General features: G+C 69.2%; 13 protein-coding genes. 6 read left to right on the plus strand and 7 right to left on the minus strand.

Features of this window, described 5'->3' with window-relative positions; genetic code table 11:
* Positions 1–17 precede the first annotated feature (17 nt).
* Both BLT28_RS34425 and BLT28_RS34430 read right to left on the minus strand, forming a co-directional pair.
* Complete coding sequence (locus BLT28_RS34425; protein ID WP_052406698.1) at positions 18–2,648, minus strand: glycoside hydrolase family 3 protein; 2,631 nt, start codon at positions 2,646–2,648, stop codon at positions 18–20.
* A 119-nt stretch (positions 2,649–2,767) separates the two neighbouring features.
* On the minus strand, positions 2,768–3,646 hold the full coding sequence (locus BLT28_RS34430) for an SPFH domain-containing protein (protein WP_030426478.1): 879 nt from the start codon (positions 3,644–3,646) through the stop codon (positions 2,768–2,770).
* 76 nt (positions 3,647–3,722) lie between these two features.
* On the opposite strand from BLT28_RS34430, the gene BLT28_RS34435 reads away from it, so the two are divergent.
* The 3 genes from BLT28_RS34435 (at position 3,723) to pulA (ending at position 10,324) form a co-directional block, all read left to right on the plus strand.
* Positions 3,723–5,204: an alkaline phosphatase D family protein gene (locus BLT28_RS34435; RefSeq protein WP_030426477.1), complete on the plus strand. Its 1,482-nt coding sequence runs from the start codon at positions 3,723–3,725 to the stop codon at positions 5,202–5,204.
* Positions 5,205–5,246: 42 nt separating this feature from the next.
* A complete protein-coding gene (locus BLT28_RS34440) occupies positions 5,247–7,508 on the plus strand; it encodes a M64 family metallopeptidase (RefSeq protein ID WP_231950522.1) in 2,262 nt (753 codons plus the stop codon).
* A gap of 116 nt (positions 7,509–7,624) precedes the next feature.
* Positions 7,625–10,324, plus strand: a complete 2,700-nt coding sequence (gene pulA / locus BLT28_RS34445; protein WP_052406697.1) for a pullulanase-type alpha-1,6-glucosidase — start codon at positions 7,625–7,627, stop codon at positions 10,322–10,324.
* On the opposite strand, the gene BLT28_RS34450 is transcribed toward pulA, so the two are convergent.
* Complete coding sequence (locus BLT28_RS34450) at positions 10,317–10,808, minus strand: winged helix-turn-helix transcriptional regulator (RefSeq protein WP_030426474.1); 492 nt, start codon at positions 10,806–10,808, stop codon at positions 10,317–10,319. The two genes, pulA and BLT28_RS34450, sit on opposite strands and share 8 nt — an antisense overlap.
* A 53-nt stretch (positions 10,809–10,861) precedes the next feature.
* Between BLT28_RS34450 and BLT28_RS34455 the strand changes: the two genes are divergently transcribed.
* Positions 10,862–11,632: an SGNH/GDSL hydrolase family protein gene (locus BLT28_RS34455; RefSeq protein WP_030426473.1), complete on the plus strand. Its 771-nt coding sequence runs from the start codon at positions 10,862–10,864 to the stop codon at positions 11,630–11,632.
* Here BLT28_RS34455 and BLT28_RS34460 read toward each other — a convergent pair.
* Positions 11,616–12,353 (minus strand): alpha/beta fold hydrolase, encoded by a 738-nt coding sequence (locus BLT28_RS34460; protein ID WP_030426472.1) that lies wholly within the window; start codon positions 12,351–12,353, stop codon positions 11,616–11,618. The genes BLT28_RS34455 and BLT28_RS34460 overlap by 17 nt on opposite strands.
* An 83-nt stretch (positions 12,354–12,436) precedes the next feature.
* Here BLT28_RS34460 and BLT28_RS34465 point away from each other — a divergent pair, with 83 nt between their 5' ends.
* Positions 12,437–13,678 (plus strand): cytochrome P450, encoded by a 1,242-nt coding sequence (locus tag BLT28_RS34465; protein WP_407638780.1) that lies wholly within the window; start codon positions 12,437–12,439, stop codon positions 13,676–13,678.
* Positions 13,679–13,732: 54 nt separating this feature from the next.
* Positions 13,733–14,143, plus strand: coding sequence for a nucleoside-diphosphate kinase (gene ndk / locus BLT28_RS34470; RefSeq protein ID WP_030426470.1), 411 nt, complete (start codon positions 13,733–13,735; stop codon positions 14,141–14,143).
* A gap of 24 nt (positions 14,144–14,167) precedes the next feature.
* On the opposite strand, the gene BLT28_RS34475 is transcribed toward ndk, so the two are convergent.
* Genes BLT28_RS34475 through BLT28_RS34485 form a run of 3 tightly spaced genes read right to left on the minus strand, consistent with a single transcriptional unit; the run spans position 14,168 to position 17,004 of the window.
* Positions 14,168–14,806: a TetR/AcrR family transcriptional regulator gene (locus BLT28_RS34475; RefSeq protein ID WP_030426469.1), complete on the minus strand. Its 639-nt coding sequence runs from the start codon at positions 14,804–14,806 to the stop codon at positions 14,168–14,170.
* The gene (locus tag BLT28_RS34480; protein ID WP_052406696.1) at positions 14,803–16,305 is read right to left on the minus strand and encodes an AMP-dependent synthetase/ligase; all 1,503 of its coding nucleotides are present in this window, start codon (positions 16,303–16,305) and stop codon (positions 14,803–14,805) included. The genes BLT28_RS34475 and BLT28_RS34480 overlap by 4 nt, the downstream gene beginning before the upstream one ends.
* A 9-nt stretch (positions 16,306–16,314) precedes the next feature.
* Positions 16,315–17,004, minus strand: a complete 690-nt coding sequence (locus BLT28_RS34485) for a lipase family protein (RefSeq protein ID WP_081899915.1) — start codon at positions 17,002–17,004, stop codon at positions 16,315–16,317.
* Between the last annotated feature and the right edge of the window lie 37 nt (positions 17,005–17,041).

Consider the following 17,041-nt stretch of genomic DNA (forward strand, 5'->3'; position numbering starts at 1 on the left):
CGGTTGGCAAACGTGCGCTAGGTCAGGTCGGAGCACTTCTTCGCGTCGGGATCCGCTCCGGCCTTGGGGACCCAGCGGATGTTGGCGAAGGAGGCCTGGAAAGCGGCGTCGGTGTAGACGAGGAACGGGGTGTTGACGCTCTCCGCGTCCAGGCCTTTCTCGGCGAAGCAGGCGATCGGGATCTTCACCGTCGACTTGGTGCCCACCGGGAGGTCGGTGAACAGCTTCGTCGCGGTGACCTCGCCCTGGCACGGGTACACGCAGTGCGAGCTGATCACCGTGCGGCCCGCGGGCTTCTGGCCCACGATCACGTCGAAGGTCAGCGCCGCGTCGGCGTTGAGGTAGCCGCGCAGGTCGGTGCCGCCCGCCGGGTTCTGCAGGAAGACCTGGCCGGGCGCGGTGCCGTTCCAGGTGACCTTGAGGCCGTCGCCCTGCACGTTGACGTCGGTCGGGACGGTGGTGATCGAGGCGTGCGCGGCCTCGCCGTCCGGGCCGATCTCGGTGCCGCCCCAGTTCTCCGGGGAGCCGATGAAGCTCTTGTACGGTGCGATGTCCTGGCGCACGAAGACCTCGAGGTCCTCGTCCGCCGTGCCGCCTCCGCCACCACCGCAGTTCGCGGGCGAGGGCTCGGGGAGCTTGCCGACCTTGCCGGTCTCCCAGTTGTGCAGGCCGTAGCCGAGGCGGAACAGCGGGTCGTAGCCCGCGGTCTCCGGGTTCAGCGGGGTCTGGCAGGCCTCCTTCGGCCACGAGTACGGCAGCTTGCCGGTGTAGCCGATGCCGGTGTTCCACCCACGCACCAGCAGGTCGGCGACGCCGCCGCCCTCGGTGCCGGGCAGCCACGCGGCGACGAAGGCGTCGGAGCGGTTGAGCTCGGAGTTGACGTACATCGGGCGGCCGGAGACGTAGACGGTGACGACCGGGGTGCCCTTGCCGCTGACCTTGTCCAGCACGGCGAGGTCGTTCGGGTAGAGCTTGGCGGCCTCCAGCGTGCGCTTGCCGATGTCGCCGTTGCCCTCCGCGTACGGGGTCTCGCCGATCACGGCGATCACCGCGTCGAAGCCCTTGGGGTCGACGTCGCCGTTCTCGCTGAAGGTCACGTTCGCCTGGCCGAGCGCTTCCTTGAGACCGCCGAGGATGGTGGTGCCGTGGGGGAAGTCCGCGTTGGTGTTGCCGGTGCCCTGCCAGGTGAGCGTCCAGCCGCCGGTCTGGTTCTGCATGCTGTCGGCGCTCTTGCCGACCACGAGCACCTTGGCGCGCGGGGACAGCGGCAGGACGCGGTTGTTGTTCTTCAGCAGCACCTGGGACTTGCGCACGGCCTCGCGGGCGATCTTGCGCGCGTCCTTGGCGTCGGGCTTGCCCGCGTGCGCGCGGGCGGAGGGCTTGGGCGCGTCCAGCACTCCGGCGCGCGCCTTGACCCTGAGGATGCGGGTCACCGCGTCGTCGATGCGCGAGATCGGGATCTGCCCGCTCTCGACCTGGGCGATGGTGTTGGTGATGAACGCCTTCCAGTCGTGCGGGACCATGAAGACGTCGATGCCCGCGTTCACCGCCCGGGCGCAGCTGGCGTTGGTGCAGCCCTCGACCTGGCCGTGGCCGTTCCAGTCGGAGACCACGACGCCGTCGAAGCCGATCTTGTTCTTCAGGACGTCGTTGAGCAGCAGCTTGCTGCCGTGGATCTTGCCTTCCTTGATGCCCAGCTCGGCGTTGGTCCAGCTGTTGAAGGAGGCCATCACGGTCTGGGCGCCCGCGGCAAGCGCGCCGTAGTAGCCCTGGCCGTGCGTGTTGATCATGTCGGCGGCCGACGAGGGGTTCACGCCCTGGTCCTTGCCGCCCAGGGTGCCGCCGTCGCCGATGAAGTGCTTGGCGGTGGCGATCACGCCGTCGGGACCGATGCCCCTGGGGTTGTTGCCCTGCAGACCCCGCACGGCCTCGTAGCCGTAGGCACGGGTGATCCTCGGGTCCTCGGAGAAGCCCTCGTAGGTGCGTCCCCAGCGGTCGTCCTTCACCACGGCCAGGGTCGGCGCGAAGGCCCAGTCCTGCCCGGTCGCGCGGACCTGCTCCGCGGTGGCCGCGCCGATGTCGCGGACCAGGCACGGGTCCTGCGCGGCGCCGAGACCGATGTTGTGTGGGAAAACCGTTGTGCCGTAGACGTTGTTGTTGCCGTGCACCGCGTCGATGCCCCAGATGACCGGGATCTTCGTGCGGCTGCTCACCGACGCCTGCCAGTACGCGTCGGCCAGGTCCAGCCACTGCTTGGGCGTGGCGTGCTTGTCCTTGCCGGGCCAGGAACCGCCGCCGTTGAGGACGGTGCCGATGGAGTACTGCCTGACCTCCTCCGGTGTGATCGCGGCGATCTCCGGCTGGGTCATCTGGCCGACCTTCTCGGCCAGGGTCATGTCCTTGAGCAGGGCCGCCACCCGGCGCTCGACCGCGGCGTTGTCCACGATGTTGCTGCGGACCCTGGGCCAGTCCGAGTAGGTCGGCAGTTTCTGGTCGATCCGGGCGCAGCCGTTCCAGCCGAGGTCGGGCTTGCCGACGACGGGCTGCCGCGCGGTGTCGGTCTCCGGGGCGGCCGAGGCGACCCCGGAGACCGCGCTCAGCCCGAGCAGGGCGGCGAGCCCCACTGAGAGCAGACGTGATCTGGCCATGACGATCCGTTCTTGAGCGGGACACGGTCAGGAGGCGGCGGCGCCGATCCTGACCGTCGCGTCACGGCCCTGTCAAGGATTTCATGGAAGCGCTCTCATTGCTCCTGGCTGGGCGTTTGTCACTTCGGCTGGACGATGATGGGCGAGCCCTGCGGGACCGGGAGGACCTGGACCTTGCCGGACTTGATCGCCTCGTTGACCGCCTGCTGCTGCTGGTAGGACTGGTAGCCGGCGATCCCGCCGGGGAAGTTCGCCGCGGCCTGCTTGTCCACATCGGCCGCCTGGCTGCGCAGTTCCGCGGCCTGCTTGTCGGTGAGGCCCTGCACCAGCTGCGGCTGGATGCCCGGCTTCTGCAGCAGCACCGAGTTGATGGTGATCAGGTCGACGCCGAGGGTGAGCGTCTTGAGCACGGCGGGCAGCTGGGCGAGCACGTCCTTCTCCCACTGCGCCTTGGCCGCGGCGTCGGTGTAGAGCTTCTGCCACGGGTACTTCAGCGCCTCGTTGTCGGTCGCACGGTCCAGTGCGGCGCCGACGTAGTTGCGCAGCAGGGAGGTCCAGCCGGGCTTCATCTGCTCGCCGCCGTCACTGGGCGCCGCGTCGTACTTGTAGGCGATCAGCTCGTGGAACATCTGGAGCTTGCCGCCGGGCCACTTCTTGCCGGACGGGTCGGTGAACTCGGTGCAGTCGGTGTTCAGGGTGAACTTCACCGTGCCGGTCACCTTGATCTCCTGCGAGTCCTGCGTGGTGGAGGTCAGCGGGGCCGAGTCGATGCCGTCGCCCTCGCCGAAGGTGAAGTCGCGCTGCCCGGCGGGGTAGTAGTAGTGGTCGTCGTTGACGTCGCTGAAGTCGAGGTCGTTCTCGCACTCGACGAAGTTGCGGGAGTCGAAGGGGCCGTTGCCGTACTGCAACGACACCTCGCTGGAGGTGGGGTTGGCGATGGAGCAGCCCGTAGCCACCAAGGCCAGGGCGAGCAGGGTGACACTGGCACGGGTCCTCATTTCGGCTTGATACCACGGAATCCGCGGGACCCCTCCCGTTCTGCCGGAGTTCAGATTCGACTGTTAGAACTCCGTCATGAGGCTCAACCGACGTTCGCTCCTCCTGGGTGCCGCGGCCGCGTTCATCCCCGCGAGCCGCCCGGAGCTGACGCACGGCATCCAGTTCGGCGAACTCGCTCCGGACGGCGCGGTGGTGTGGACGCGCGCGGACCGGCCGTCCCGGATGTCGGTCGAGGTCGCGCTGGACCCGGAGTTCCGCCGGATCGTCCGCCGGGTTCCCGGGCCGGTGCTGACGCCCGAGACGGACGGCACCGGTGAGCTGAAGCTGGACGGATTGCCCGCAGGACAGCGGTTCCACGTGCGGGTCACCGCGCAGGACCTGGACGGCAGGGCCACGAGCGCTCCGGTGGTCGGTGAGTTCCGCACGGCGCCGCGGCGGCGGGAGGACGTGCGCTTCGTGTGGTCCGGTGACGTCGTCGGCCAGGGCTGGGGGATCAACCCGGAGCTGGGCGGGATGAAGATCTTCGCCGCGATGGCCGCGCGCGAGCCGGACTTCTTCCTGCACAGCGGGGACACGGTCTACGCGGACGGGCCGCTGTCGGAGTCGGTGGTGCTGCCGGACGGCCGCGTCTGGCGCAACGTGGTGACGACGGCGAAGTCCAAGGTCGCCGAGACGCTGGACGACTACCGCGGCCAGTTCGCGTACAACCTGCTCGACGAGAACGTCCGGAACTTCGCGGCGAAGGTGCCGCTGGTCGCGCAGTGGGACGACCACGAGGTCGTGAACAACTGGTACCCGGGGGAGATCCTCGATGACGACCGCTACACCGAGAAGCGCGTGGATGTGCTTGCCGCGCGGGCGTTTCAGGCGTTCCACGAGTGGATGCCGGTGCGTCGTGCCGACGCGGTGGACGGCAGGGTCTACCGCAAGCTCGGCCACGGGCGGAACCTCGACGTGTTCGTGCTGGACATGCGGAGCTACCGGGACGCGAACTCGGCCGGGACGGCGGAGTTCGAGCGGATTCTCGGGGAGCGCCAGGCGCGGTGGCTGGTGGACTCGCTCGCCGCGTCGCGGGCGACCTGGAAGATCATCGCCTCGGACATGCCGATCGGGGTGGTCGTGCCGGACGGACGCCTGATCGAAGGCGTCGCCAACGGCCGTCCCGGAGTGCCCGCGGGACGGGAGGCCGAGCTGGCGTGGGTGTTGCGGGAACTCAAGCGGCGCAAGGTGACCAACACCGTCTGGTTGACCGCGGACGTGCACTACACCGCGGCGCACCACTACTCGCCGGAACGCGCCGCCTTCACCGACTTCGACCCATTCTGGGAGTTCGTTTCCGGGCCCTTGCACGCCGGGGCGTTCGGGCCCAACGCGCTGGACCCGACCTTCGGCCCGAAGGCGGTGTTCGTCAACGCGCCGCCCGTGGCGAACACTTCGCCGATGCAGGGGTTCCAGCACTTCGGCGAGGTCGAGATCGACGGACGGTCCCGCGAGCTGACCGTGCACCTGCGTGGTGCGAACGGACGCGCGCTGTGGAGTACGACCCTGCGGCCATGAGGGGGCTAGGCGTCGCCGCACCTCGTGCCTAGGCTCGCCTTCGTGTGGAGCCGAATCGCGGTCCTTGCCGGGGCGTTGACCATTGCGTTGAGCGGTGTTCCCGCCCGGGCCCAGGCGGCCGACCCGCCGGGGACCGTGGTGCCGGTGCAGGTCACCGGCGACCCGGCGAAGCGCTTCAACCTGGTGATCGTGCCGGACGGCTACACCGCCGCGGAGTTGCCGAAGTTCCGCGAGCACGTGGACAAGCACCTCAACGTCATGTGGACGCTTGAGCCGTTCAAGTCCTACCGCAGCTACGTCAACGTCTACACGGTGGAGATCGCATCGCCGGAGTCCGGCGTCAGCTGCGATCCGAACCTCACCTCGCCGCAGAAGAAAACCCCGCTGCGGATGGCTTTCTGGGGCGGGTGCAGTCCGACGAGCGTGCAGCGACTGCTCACAGTGGACAGTGCGGCGGTGAACCGGTACGCGGACCTGGTCACGGGAACGTCGGGCGCCAATCGGCAACTGCTGGCGATCGCGAACAGCAACACCTATGGCGGCGCGGGAGGGACGTACGCGACGGCCTCCGGCGGGAACGCGCTGTCGGCTCTCATCACACCGCACGAGCTCGGCCATTCGCTGGGCAAGCTCGACGACGAATACGACTACTACCAACGCGGAGTGCGCGGTGGGACGTACGCCGGCAGCGAGCCGGCCTCGGTGCACCACACGCTGCTGACCGAACAGCAGATGAAGGACCAGCAGAAGAAGTGGTGGCGCTGGCTGGGGGAACCGAGCGAGTCGGGCGGGGTGATCGGCCGCTACGAGGCCGGTCTGTACTCCGGCAAAGGGGTGTGGCGGCCGAGCGCGCACTCGATGATGAAGACGCTCGGCTACTACTTCGACCAGCCGAGTCGCGAGCGGATGACCGAGAAGCTGTCCGCGAAGACCACGCTCATCCAGGACGGCACGCCCGACGCGAAACCGGTCGGAGCTGACCGCGTGGTGTGGGTGGAACCGCAGCACCCGGTGAGCCACCGCCTCGACGTCACGTGGAAGCTCGATGAGAAACCCTTGTCCACCAACGGGAGCCGCGCCGTCGATCTTGCCGCGCTGAAGCTCGCGCCGGGCAAGTACACGCTCACCGCGACCGTGACCGACCCGACGGAGTTCGTCCGCGATCCCGCGATCCGCGCGGCGCTGACCAAGAGCCGGACCTGGACCGTGGACACGTCGATCACCACTCCGCGTGAGCCCGTCGCAGCCGATTTCCTCGCCTCCACACCGACTGACCGTCCTGTGGGCGGCACGGACGTCGTCTACGTCCAGACCACGCGCCCGGTGGCGCAGCAGCCAGAGGTGACGTGGAAGCTCGACGGCAAGCCGGTCAGCACGTCCGTCGACGGCCGTGACCTCGACCTCGGCGCTCTGCGAGTGGCCAAAGGGCAGCACACGCTCACCGCGACGGTGGGGGAGCGCACCCGCACTTGGACCGTCGACGCCACAGGGCCGAGCGTGTTGCCCGAGCTGTCGAAACCGTTGCTCACCATCAACAAGCCCGGCAAGCCGGTCGAGTACGTGTTCAACGGCCCGTTCACCATGCGGCTCACCGCAACCGACAGCACCAAGGGCTTCGTCGTGCCGGAGTTCCGCACCAACGGCGACGGATGGTTCAACTACTTCGGCTGGCCGACCGACGCCTCGAAGCCGTTCCTGTTCACCCCCAACGGAACCGTGATCGACGACCTCGTCTACGGCAAGCTCGGCAAGCCGCGACTGTCCCCTTGGGACGATGTGCCACCGGGATACGGCAAGCACACCATCGAGTACCGCGCGATCGACCCGGCGGGCAACATCGGCAACGCGGAGAGCTTCGGAGTGACGCTGCTGCGCGAACCACCGGCGTGCACCTCGACCATCACCGGCCGCCGCGTCGGGTCGCTGAACATCGCTTCCGGCGTCACCTGCCTGGACCGCGCCGATGTGGCCGGGCCGATCACTGTGGCGCCTGGCGCTTCGCTGGTCTCCACGGGTTCTTCGATCACCGGGCCCGTCTCGACGTCCCGCGCGGCGAGCGTGCACCTCGTGGACAGCGTCATCACCGGCTCGGTCGGGATCGTCGGCACGACCGGTGACGTCACCGTCGTGGGCGGTCGGATCAACGGGCTGGTGCGTTTGGCCGACAACGGAGCGCCGGTGCTGGCCGGAGTGCACGTGAACGGCGTCATCCAGTGCACTGGCAACGCATCCCCGCCCAGCAACCTGGACGCCCCGGTCACCGGAACCGGCCCCGCGCTCGGGCAGTGCACATCGGTCAGGTGAGGCCGATCGGGTAAGCAAGCTTTTGCAGCCAGCCAAGCCTTGATCCGGCTCGGCGGGCGTGGAACGCTCCGGTTTCCCTGCCTTTTGGCTGCAAAAGTTTGCGACGAGGAGGTCGCATGACTCGGCGACGCCCCCTGTCCGTCCTGCTGTCCGCGGCGCTGGCCACCGCGTTCTTCGCGGTCCCCGCGGCAGCGGCTCCCGCGGAAACAGATCTGACGAAGGCGAAGGCGATCTGGGTCGGCCGCGACCACGTGGTGTGGAACGGCCCGACGACCACCGGAGAACACGAGCTGCGGCACGATCCGCAAGGCTCGATCAAGGTCGTCAACGGCAGGCTCGAAGGCGGAACACCGATCGCGCTGCGGCCGGAGCCGAACGGCCTGCCTTCCGGGATCGCGGCCAAGTTCCCGCACCTGCGCGGGAAACCCGTCTACAAGCTCGCCAGCTCGGCCACCGCGGCCGCAGCCCTGCGTGGCCAGGTCGTTGCGGCGCACAGCGAAGGCGGCGCTCTGAAGGACGCCACAGGAGTTCAGATCGCGGGCGTGCTTGACGATCTGTATGCGGCTCAGGCATCTCAGCGCGTTTATGGGCCGACTTTCTCCGGTGCACAAGCAACTCTGCGAGTCTGGGCACCCACCGCTCGATCGGTGAAGCTGCGCCTGTTCGACAGCCCGAGTGGTCAACCGCAAGTGCTCGACCTGGCACGGGATGCGGCTTCGGGCTCGTGGTCGGGATCAGGCGCGTGGCGCGACAAGTACTACCAGTTCGAGGTCGTCGCCTGGCAGCCCGCGACGCAGCGGGTGGAGACGGCCGTTGTCACCGACCCGTACTCCTTGGCGTTGAGCGTGGATTCCACCCATTCCCAGGTCGCGGATCTCGCTGACGCGCGCACGATGCCGAGCGGTTGGCAGGCTGACGTCGCCAAGGGGCTTGGCGACGATCCGACCGAGCATGCGATCACCGAGCTGCACGTGCGCGACTTCTCGATCTCCGACGCCTCGGTGCCGGAGAACGATCGGGGTACCTACAAGGCTTTCACGCACCGCGATTCCACGGGGATGAAGCACTTGCGGCGGCTCGCGCAAGCAGGCATGGACGCGGTGCACTTCCAGCCGACCTTCGACATCGCCACGATCCCGGAGCGTCGCGCGGACCAGGCGAAGCCCGCGTGCGATCTGCCCTCGCTGCCCGCGGACTCCGACCGGCAGCAGGCGTGCGTCGGCGCTGTCGCGGCGAAGGACGGCTTCAACTGGGGCTACGACCCGCTGCACTACGACGTGCCGGAGGGCTCCTACGCGACGCCCGAAGCGCAGTCCGGCTGGGCGCGGTCGAAGCAGTACCGCGAGATGGTGAAAGCTTTGCACGACAACGGAAACCGCGTTGTGGTCGATGTCGTCTACAACCACACCGCGGCTTCGGGCAACGCGGCGCACTCCGTGCTCGACCGCGTCGTTCCCGGCTACTACCAGCGTTTGCTGGACGACGGTTCGGTGGCGAACTCGACGTGCTGCGCGAACACCGCTTCGGAGAACGCCATGATGGGCAAGCTCGTCGTCGACTCGGTCGTGCGGTGGGCTCGTCTGTACAAAGTAGACGGTTTTCGGTTCGACCTGATGGCCCACCACCCCAAGGCGAACATCCTCGCCGTGCGGTCGGCGCTGAGCGCGCTCACCGTGGCCAAGGACGGCGTCGACGGCAAGCGCGTGCACATCTACGGCGAAGGGTGGGACTTCGGCGAGGTCGCGGGCAACGCGCGCTTCGAGCAGGCCAGCCAGTTCACCATGGCCGGAACCGGTGTCGGCACGTTCTCCGACCGGCTCCGGGACGCGGTGCGCGGTGGTGGTCCCTTCGACGGTGACCCGCGTGTGCAGGGCCTCGGCTCCGGGCTGGCAGGGGCGCCGAACGGCTCGCCCGCCAACGGATCGGCGGAGCAGCAGGCCGCGAGGCTGACGAACTACACGGACCTGGTGAAGCTCGGCATGGCGGGCAACGGCGCGAACTTCCGCTTCCGCTCCACCGCCGGGCATGACGTCACCGGACGCGATGTCTCCTACAACGGCAGTGCGGCGGGATACACGGCTTCGCCGGTCGAGGCGGTGACGTACTCCGACGCGCACGACAACGAGGCGCTGTACGACACGCTCGCGTTCAAGCTGCCGCAGGCGACGTCCATGGCCGATCGGGTCCGCATGCAGGTCGTCGCGCTCGCGCCGGTGTTGCTCGGCCAGGGGCAGCCGTTCATGCTCGCGGGCTCGGAGTTCCTGCGGTCGAAGTCCCTGGACCGCAACAGTTACGACTCCGGTGACTGGTTCAACCGCTATGACCCGTCGCTGCGTGACTCGGGCTTCGCCAAGGGGCTTCCACCCGCGCGGGACAACCAGGACAAGTGGCCGTACTCCAAGCCGTTGCTGGCCGATGCGGCGCTTCGACCGTCCACTTCGGACATGCAGGCCGCGTTGGACCGCACCGTGGACCTGCTGCGCATCCGGAAGTCCTCACCGCTGTTCACCTTGAAGGACCAGGCGCTCGTGCAGCAGAAGCTGTCCTTCCCCGATCCCGGGCCGCAGGCGGAGGCCGGCGTCGTGCTCGCCCACCTCGACGACCTGATCGGCGCCGACGTGGACCCGAACCGCGAGGGCGTGCTCGTGGTGATCAACCCGAGGCCGACCGCGCAGTCCGTCCTGCTGCCGCCGGGCCTGCCGTGGAAGCTGCACGAGATCCAGTCCGGCGGAACCGACCGCACGGTCAAGGAAGCCACGACGGAGCGCGGAGTCGGGCAGATCCCGGCTCGCACGGTCGCGGTCTTCGTCAGGTGAAGCGGGCCTGAACCTCGGGCTTCCCGGCCAGCTCGGCCGGGAAGCCCGGCCCCATCCGCGAGCGCACCGTGGCGGCGGTGAACGGCTCGCCGCACTCCGAGCACACCGTCCTCGCGTGCGCGGACTGGCCGCACGAGTGCACGAGGTCGACCGGCGCGCCTTCCCCGGCGGTCAGCCACTTGTCGCCCCAGCGCACCATCGCCGCGAGCACGGGGAAGAAATCCCGGCCCTTCTCGGTCAGCACGTACTCGTAGCGCACCGGCTTGTCCTGGTACGGCACGCGGTCCAGCAGGCCCTCCGCCGTCAGCCGGGCGAGCCGGTCGGCCAACGTGTTGCGGGCGATGCCCAGCGAGCGCTGGATCTCGTCGAAGCGGTGCACGTCGTAGAACACCTCGCGCAGCACCAGCGGTGTCCACCAGTCGCCGAGCAGGTCCATCGTGCGGGCGACCGAGCAGGGGAACCGTCCGAGAGCCGTGCGTTTCACCGGAGTCATACTAGGGTCGTCTTGATGAACTGAGCTGGTTGGAGGGTGTGTTCGTGGTTCAGCGCTACGTCGCCATCGGAGACAGCACCGTCGAGGGCCTCGACGATCCCGACGGCAGGGGCGGCTACCGCGGCTGGGCCAACCGGCTCGCCGAGAAGCTGACCGAGGTGAACCCCGACCTGCTCTACGCCAACCTGGCGATCAGGGGCCGGACCAGCGAGCAGGTGCGCGCCGAACAGCTCGAACCGGCGCTGGCGATGGAACCGGACCTGGTGACGCTGGTCGCGGGGCTCAACGACCTGCTGCGGCCGCAGTACTCGCTGCACGAGACCATGACCAACCTCCAGGTCATGCACACCGCGCTGATCTCCGCGGGCGCGACGGTGCTGACCTTCACCATGCCCGACCTGACCCCGATCGCCCCGGTCACCAAGATCGTCCGCAAGCGGCTGCTGACCTACAACGACGCGCTGCGCGTGCTCTGCCGCCGCACCGGAGCCAAGCTGGTGGAGATCGACCGCGAGCCGATCTGCGCCGACGCCCGGCTGTGGAGCGATGACCGCCTGCACGCGAACTCCCTCGGCCACGAACGCATCGCGGGCGCGCTGGCGGAGGGGCTCGGCCTGCCCGGCGCCGACAGCTCGTGGCGGGACCCGCTGCCCGCGCTGCCGACGCCGAAGTGGCAGAACGTGGTCGCGGCCGAGGTGGCATGGCTGCGCAACCATTTCGTGCCGTGGATCGTCCGCCACGCCAAGGGCGTCTCCTCCGGCGACGGTGTCACCCCGAAGCGCCCCGCCCTGGAGGCGGTCAGAGCGCGCGGATGAGGGCCAGGACGGCGTCGGGGTCCTCGAACTGGGCGTTGTGGCCCAGTCCCGGCAGGATGACCGGGTCGGGGACCAGTGCGCGGAGGTCGGCCGCCGGGCTCATCGGGTCGTGTTCGCCCGCGGCCAGGGTCACCCGCGCCCGCGCCGCAGCGAGCAGGCCCGGCATGTCCGGCGCGCCGATGCCGAAGGCGCGCTGGTCCATCGCCAGCCGCCAGCCGCCGTCGGCGAGCACCAGGCCGCCCTCCACCTCCGGCGAGTCCGAGTCGGCCAGGCCGTGCAGGCCGGAGACCTTGAGGTAGCGCTCCGCGGCCTGGGCGCGGTTGTCGAAGCTGCGGGCCGGTTTCGCCGCAGCCGCCGCGGCGCCCGCCAGTTCCTGGTCGGACCAGCTGGCCTTGATGCCGAGGCCGCACACCGCGTCCACACGCACGCCGAACCAGCCGCTGGCCAGCGCGAGCCCGATGACGCCGCCGAGGGAGTGGCCGAGCACCACGAGGCCCTTGGCACCCCGGACGCACGGCGCGACCGCGGCGGCCATGGCGCCGAACGAGTAGTGCTCCAGCGGGTCGGAGTCACCGTGCCCCGGCAGGTCCGGCACCGCCCACGAGCCCTCCCAGTGCCGCTCCAGGCGGGCGATCACCCCGTTCCACGCCTCGCTGGTCGCGCCCATCCCGTGCAGCAGCAACAGGGTCGGGCCGCCTTCTCCGCCTCTACGCACGCGCAACGTCACGTCATGATCATCCACCCTTCGTCGCTCTCTGTCGCGGGTGCTGCACGGATCGTTGCCTTTCTGCTCCAATGGGATCCGTGCAGCGCGTGCTTGATCCGGAGACGTACGTGCGCGGAGTCCCCTACGACAGGCTGCGGGAACTCCGCGAGAACGGGCCCGTGCTTCGGGTCGAAGAAGGCTTCGTGGCCGTCCTCGGGCACGCCGAGGTGCGGCGGGTTCTTCGTGACCCCAAGGTGTTCTCCTCGCAACTCGGCGCGACGCAGATCCGCGATCCGGCGACCCCGGAGGACCTGCGCTACGTGCGGCGGATGCTGCTGAACCTCGACCCGCCCGAGCACACCCGGATGCGCGGGATGCTGACCAAGGCGTTCACCCCGCGCGCGGTCGCGGCGATCGCCGACCGCATCCAGGCGTGGGCCTACGAGCTCGTGGGCGCGGTGGCCGAGGACGGCGAGTGCGACTTCGCCAAGGTCGCCGCCGACCTCCCGTTGCTGACGCTCGCGGAGGTCTTCGGTGTGCCCGAGCAGGACCGCGGCCTGATGTTCGACTGGAGCAACCGCGTCATCGGCTACCAGGACCCCGAGTACGCGGTCAGCGCGACGGCCGACCCCGCGCGCGTCTCGGACATGGCACGTGCCGCCCTGGAGCTCGCGCCGAAGCCGCAGAACGGGCACATGCCTGATCCGCGCACCCGTGCGGGAATGCCGGACCTCTACGCGTACGCGCATGCGCTGGGCGAGTACAAGCGCGCCAACCCCGGGCCCGACGTGATGAGCAACCTGATGCGCCAGGACGTGGGGATCGAGGAGTTCGAGAACCTGTTCTGGCTGTTCTCCGTCGCGGGCAACGAAACCCTCCGCAACGGCATCCCCGGCGGGCTCGTCGCGCTGATGAGCCATCCCGAGCAGTACCGCGCGCTGCTCGCCGACCGGTCGCTGCTGCCGGACGCGGTGGAGGAGATGCTGCGCTGGTGGACCCCGGTCATGCACTTCCGGCGCACCGCGACCGAAGACGTCCCGGACCTGGGCGTCAAGCGCGGGGACAAGGTCGTGGTGTGGTTCTCCTCGGCCAACCGCGATCCCGCAGTCTTCGCCGAGCCGGACCGCTTCGACCTCCGCCGACGCCCCAACGACCACCTGGTCTTCGGCCACGGTCCGCACTTCTGCCTCGGCGCGTACCTGGCCAGGGTGCAGATGCGGGCGATCTTCGGCGCCGTGCTGGACCTGCTCGGCGAGGTGCGGCCCGCGGGCGAGCCGGTGCGGCTGCGGTCGAACTTCCAGAACGGCCTGAAACGGCTGCCGATCAGGTGGCGGAGCTGACCGGTTACCCTGCGCACACCGAATTGTCCACTTGCACGAAAGAGTAGGAACGCCGTGAGCGAGCGCACCCTTGTCCTGGTCAAGCCCGACGGTGTGGCCCGCGGCCTGGTCGGCGAGGTCATCTCCCGCATCGAGCGCAAGGGCCTGAAGCTGGTCGCCCTGGAGCTGCGCAAGGTCACCCGCGAGCTGGCCGAGCAGCACTACGCCGAGCACGCCGAGCGCCCGTTCTTCGGCGACCTGCTGGAGTTCATCACCTCCGGCCCGGTCGTCGCGGCCGTCGTCGAGGGCCCGCGCGCCGTCGCCGCCTTCCGCCAGCTGGCCGGCGGCACCGACCCGGTCGAGAAGGCCACCCCGGGCACCCTGCGCGGCGACTTCGGCCTGGAGACGCAGTACAACCTGGTCCACGGCTCCGACTCGGCCGAGTCCGCCAAGCGCGAGATCGACCTCTGGTTCGCCGGGCTCTGACCCGTCCCCGTCGGCCGGGGCGCCTCAGCCCCGGTCGGCGGTCAGGCTCGTGATCGCCAGGTGCAGCAGTTCGTCGGTGACCTCGGACAGCGGCCGCTGGGCCCCGCAGACCGACCAGTAGTGCACCAGCTCGTTGACCGCGCCGATGAACGCCACGGCGGTCAGGTGGAAGTCCCTCGCTTTGGCCTCGCCGCGGTCCACCGCCCGCTTCGCCTCGGCCTCGATCAGCGCCCACCAGCGGCGCCGCCAGGCCATCCGGTGCTGCTCCACCGCCGGGCTCACCCCGATGATCTCCACGTAGGACAGCCGCGCCCAGCGGGGATCGCTGGCCGTCGTGGTCACGTAGGCGTTGATCAGGGCGGTGACCCTGGTGAGCGTGGTCGCGTCCCGCCCGGCCGCTTCGGCGGCGGCCACCACCGCGTTCAGCGCGTTGTCCAGCACGCGGTCGTGCAGCGCGATGAGCAGGGCTTCCCTGCTGGGGAACTCCTCGTAGAAGTTCCTGGTGGACACCGACGCGGCGGAGCACAGCCGCTCGATCGAGATCGCCGGGTAGCCCTCGGTGCCGAACAGCTCCAGCCCGGCGGCCATCAGTCGTTCGCGCCGCTCGGCGCGGCGGTCCTCGGCCGACCGCCCGCCGTAGTGCCGTTGCTGTGCCTCCGTCATGATCGCAGATTACCGCCGTACAGCGCGGTGAACAGGGCCGAGTACCGATCGTGGACGACCTTCCTGCGCAGCTTCATGGTCGGCGTCAGCTCACCGGACTCCTGGCTGAAGTCGTGGCCCAGCACGGCGAACCGGCGAATCCGCTCCGGGGGCGAGTACGCGGAGTTGGCCTCGGTGACCACCTCGCCGACCATGCCGAGCACCCGGGGGTGGCGCGCCAGTTCGACGATGTCCTCCGGCAGCCCGTTCTCCTTGGCCCACGGCAGGATCTCCTCCGCGTCCAGGGTGATCAGCGCGACCGCGTAGGGCATGCGGTCGCCGTGCATCACCGCGTGCGAGATCCAGCGGCTGCGTCGCAGGTCGTTCTCCAGGTTGGCGGGCGAGATGTTCTTCCCGCCCGACGTGATGATCAGGTCCTTCTTGCGGCCGGTGATGTACAGGTAGCCGTCGTCGTCGAGCGCGCCGAGGTCTCCGGTGTGCAGCCAGCCGTCGTGCAGCGCCTCGCGGCTCGCCGTGTCGTCGCGGTGGTAGCCCTGGAACACGTTGCGGCCCTTGGCCAGCACCTCTCCGTCTTCGGCGATGTGCACCTCGACGCCTGGCAACGGGCGCCCCACACTGCCGAACCGCACCGCCCCCGGCGCGTTCGCGCTGATCACCGCGGTGGACTCGGTCATGCCGTACGCCTCGTAGACCGGGACGCCGCACGCCGCGAAGAACTCCAGGATCTCCGGGGCGATCGGCGCCGCCCCGGTCAGCGCCTCGCGTAGGCGCCCGCCGAACGCGGCGCGTACCAGGGAGTGCACGCGTTCGCGGTCCATTCCCTCGGTGAACGCCGTGACCTTCGCGTAGACCTTCTCGAAAAGCCTTGGCACAGAAGGAAGATGCGTCGGCTTCACCTCGGTCAGCTCAGTGACGATCTCGCGGATGTCGCCGCCGAAGTACGCCAGCGTCGCGCCTCGCGTCAACGTCATCATCTGCGTCATCCGCGCGAACAGGTGCGCCAGCGGCAGGTAGAGGTAGACCACGTCGCCCACGCCCGTGCTGATCAGGCTGTCCAGTGATTCCCTTGCCGCACGGAGGTTTCCGGACGTCAGCAGGCATCCCTTGGCGGGGTCGGTCGTTCCTGACGTGTAGATGATCGTGCTCGGTTCGTCCTCCCCGCGGGGAACCGGGGCGACCGGCTCCCCGCGGGGAAGGTCGTCCGGCGGCGTGATCAGCATGCGCGCGCCGGAGTCGCTGAGCACCCATTCGCGCTCCTGCCGCGAACTCGTCGGGTAGATCGGGACGCACACCGCGCCGATCCGGTCGATGGCGAGGTCGCAGATCGTCCACTCAGGACTGGTCTGGCCGAGGACCGCCACTCGGTCTCCCGGACGGATTCCTTGTGCGACAAGTCCTCCGGCAACCTGGGCGACTTCGTCTTCGAGTTCCGAGTAGGACATCTCGCGCCACTGCCCGTCCCGCTTGAAGCGGAGTGCCGTGTGCTCGCCGTCGACCATCACAGCTCCTCAGCAGGTGCTCGGGGCGGGCTTGCCCGCGAACCGGTCGGCGAGGCAGGACACGGCACCGGGAGCGCCGGCGACCGCGAGCGACATCGGCCCTGTGGGCTTCCGCTTCCCGAGTTCGTTGTCCGCCAGCACTTCCTGGAACTGCGGGAGCTGGCTCGGGTCCTTCACGGTGGTGTTCTCCGAGATGCGGTGGAAGGCGAACGTCGGCGTCCACCGCACCTGGCACATATCCTTCACCTGCTGGAAGGCCCTGCGCCCGGCGATGAAGAACCCGAAGAGCGCTCCGCCGTCGATCTTGTGGCTGACGTTGCCGATGGTGGGCGGAACCCCGCCCGCCGCAACGCCTCTGAGCTTCAGAGCAGGCGCGTAGGACTGCTGCAGTTCGGTGGCCCACGACGAGGCGAGCCCGTCTTCGGAGTAGCCCCAGATGCCGATAGGGCCGTCCTTGTCGACAAGTCCTTGTGCCGCACGGATTCCGTCCAGAACCGCGTGGTCGGTGACCACGACCGCCCAGCCCTTCGCGAGCGCGACCTCGTACTCGATGCCTTGCCGCAGCCAGTACGACGGTGCGCACTTCGCGCTCAGACCGTGCGAACCGACGTTGTACGCCACGACGGGGTGTGGTCCGCCGCCAAGCCACGGCGTGACCGGGACGAACAGGGCAGCGAGAAGTCCACTTCTTCGCGACATTTGTCAAAGCCTTTCGCGAGGCCGACAAGAAAGAAAA

The organism is Allokutzneria albata, assembly GCF_900103775.1.
Lineage (GTDB): Bacteria > Actinomycetota > Actinomycetes > Mycobacteriales > Pseudonocardiaceae > Allokutzneria > Allokutzneria albata.

Bases quoted from the DNA above. Each gene is read 5' to 3' on its own strand.
- BLT28_RS34425 (WP_052406698.1), bottom strand. From the start codon at position 2,648: ATGGCCAGATCACGTCTGCTCTCAGTGGGGCTCGCCGCCCTGCTCGGG.
- BLT28_RS34430 (WP_030426478.1), bottom strand. From the start codon at position 3,646: ATGAGGACCCGTGCCAGTGTCACCCTGCTCGCCCTGGCCTTGGTGGCT.
- BLT28_RS34435 (WP_030426477.1), top strand. From the start codon at position 3,723: ATGAGGCTCAACCGACGTTCGCTCCTCCTGGGTGCCGCGGCCGCGTTC.
- pulA (WP_052406697.1), top strand. From the start codon at position 7,625: ATGACTCGGCGACGCCCCCTGTCCGTCCTGCTGTCCGCGGCGCTGGCC.
- BLT28_RS34475 (WP_030426469.1), bottom strand. From the start codon at position 14,806: ATGACGGAGGCACAGCAACGGCACTACGGCGGGCGGTCGGCCGAGGAC.
- BLT28_RS34480 (WP_052406696.1), bottom strand. From the start codon at position 16,305: ATGGTCGACGGCGAGCACACGGCACTCCGCTTCAAGCGGGACGGGCAG.
- BLT28_RS34485 (WP_081899915.1), bottom strand. From the start codon at position 17,004: ATGTCGCGAAGAAGTGGACTTCTCGCTGCCCTGTTCGTCCCGGTCACG.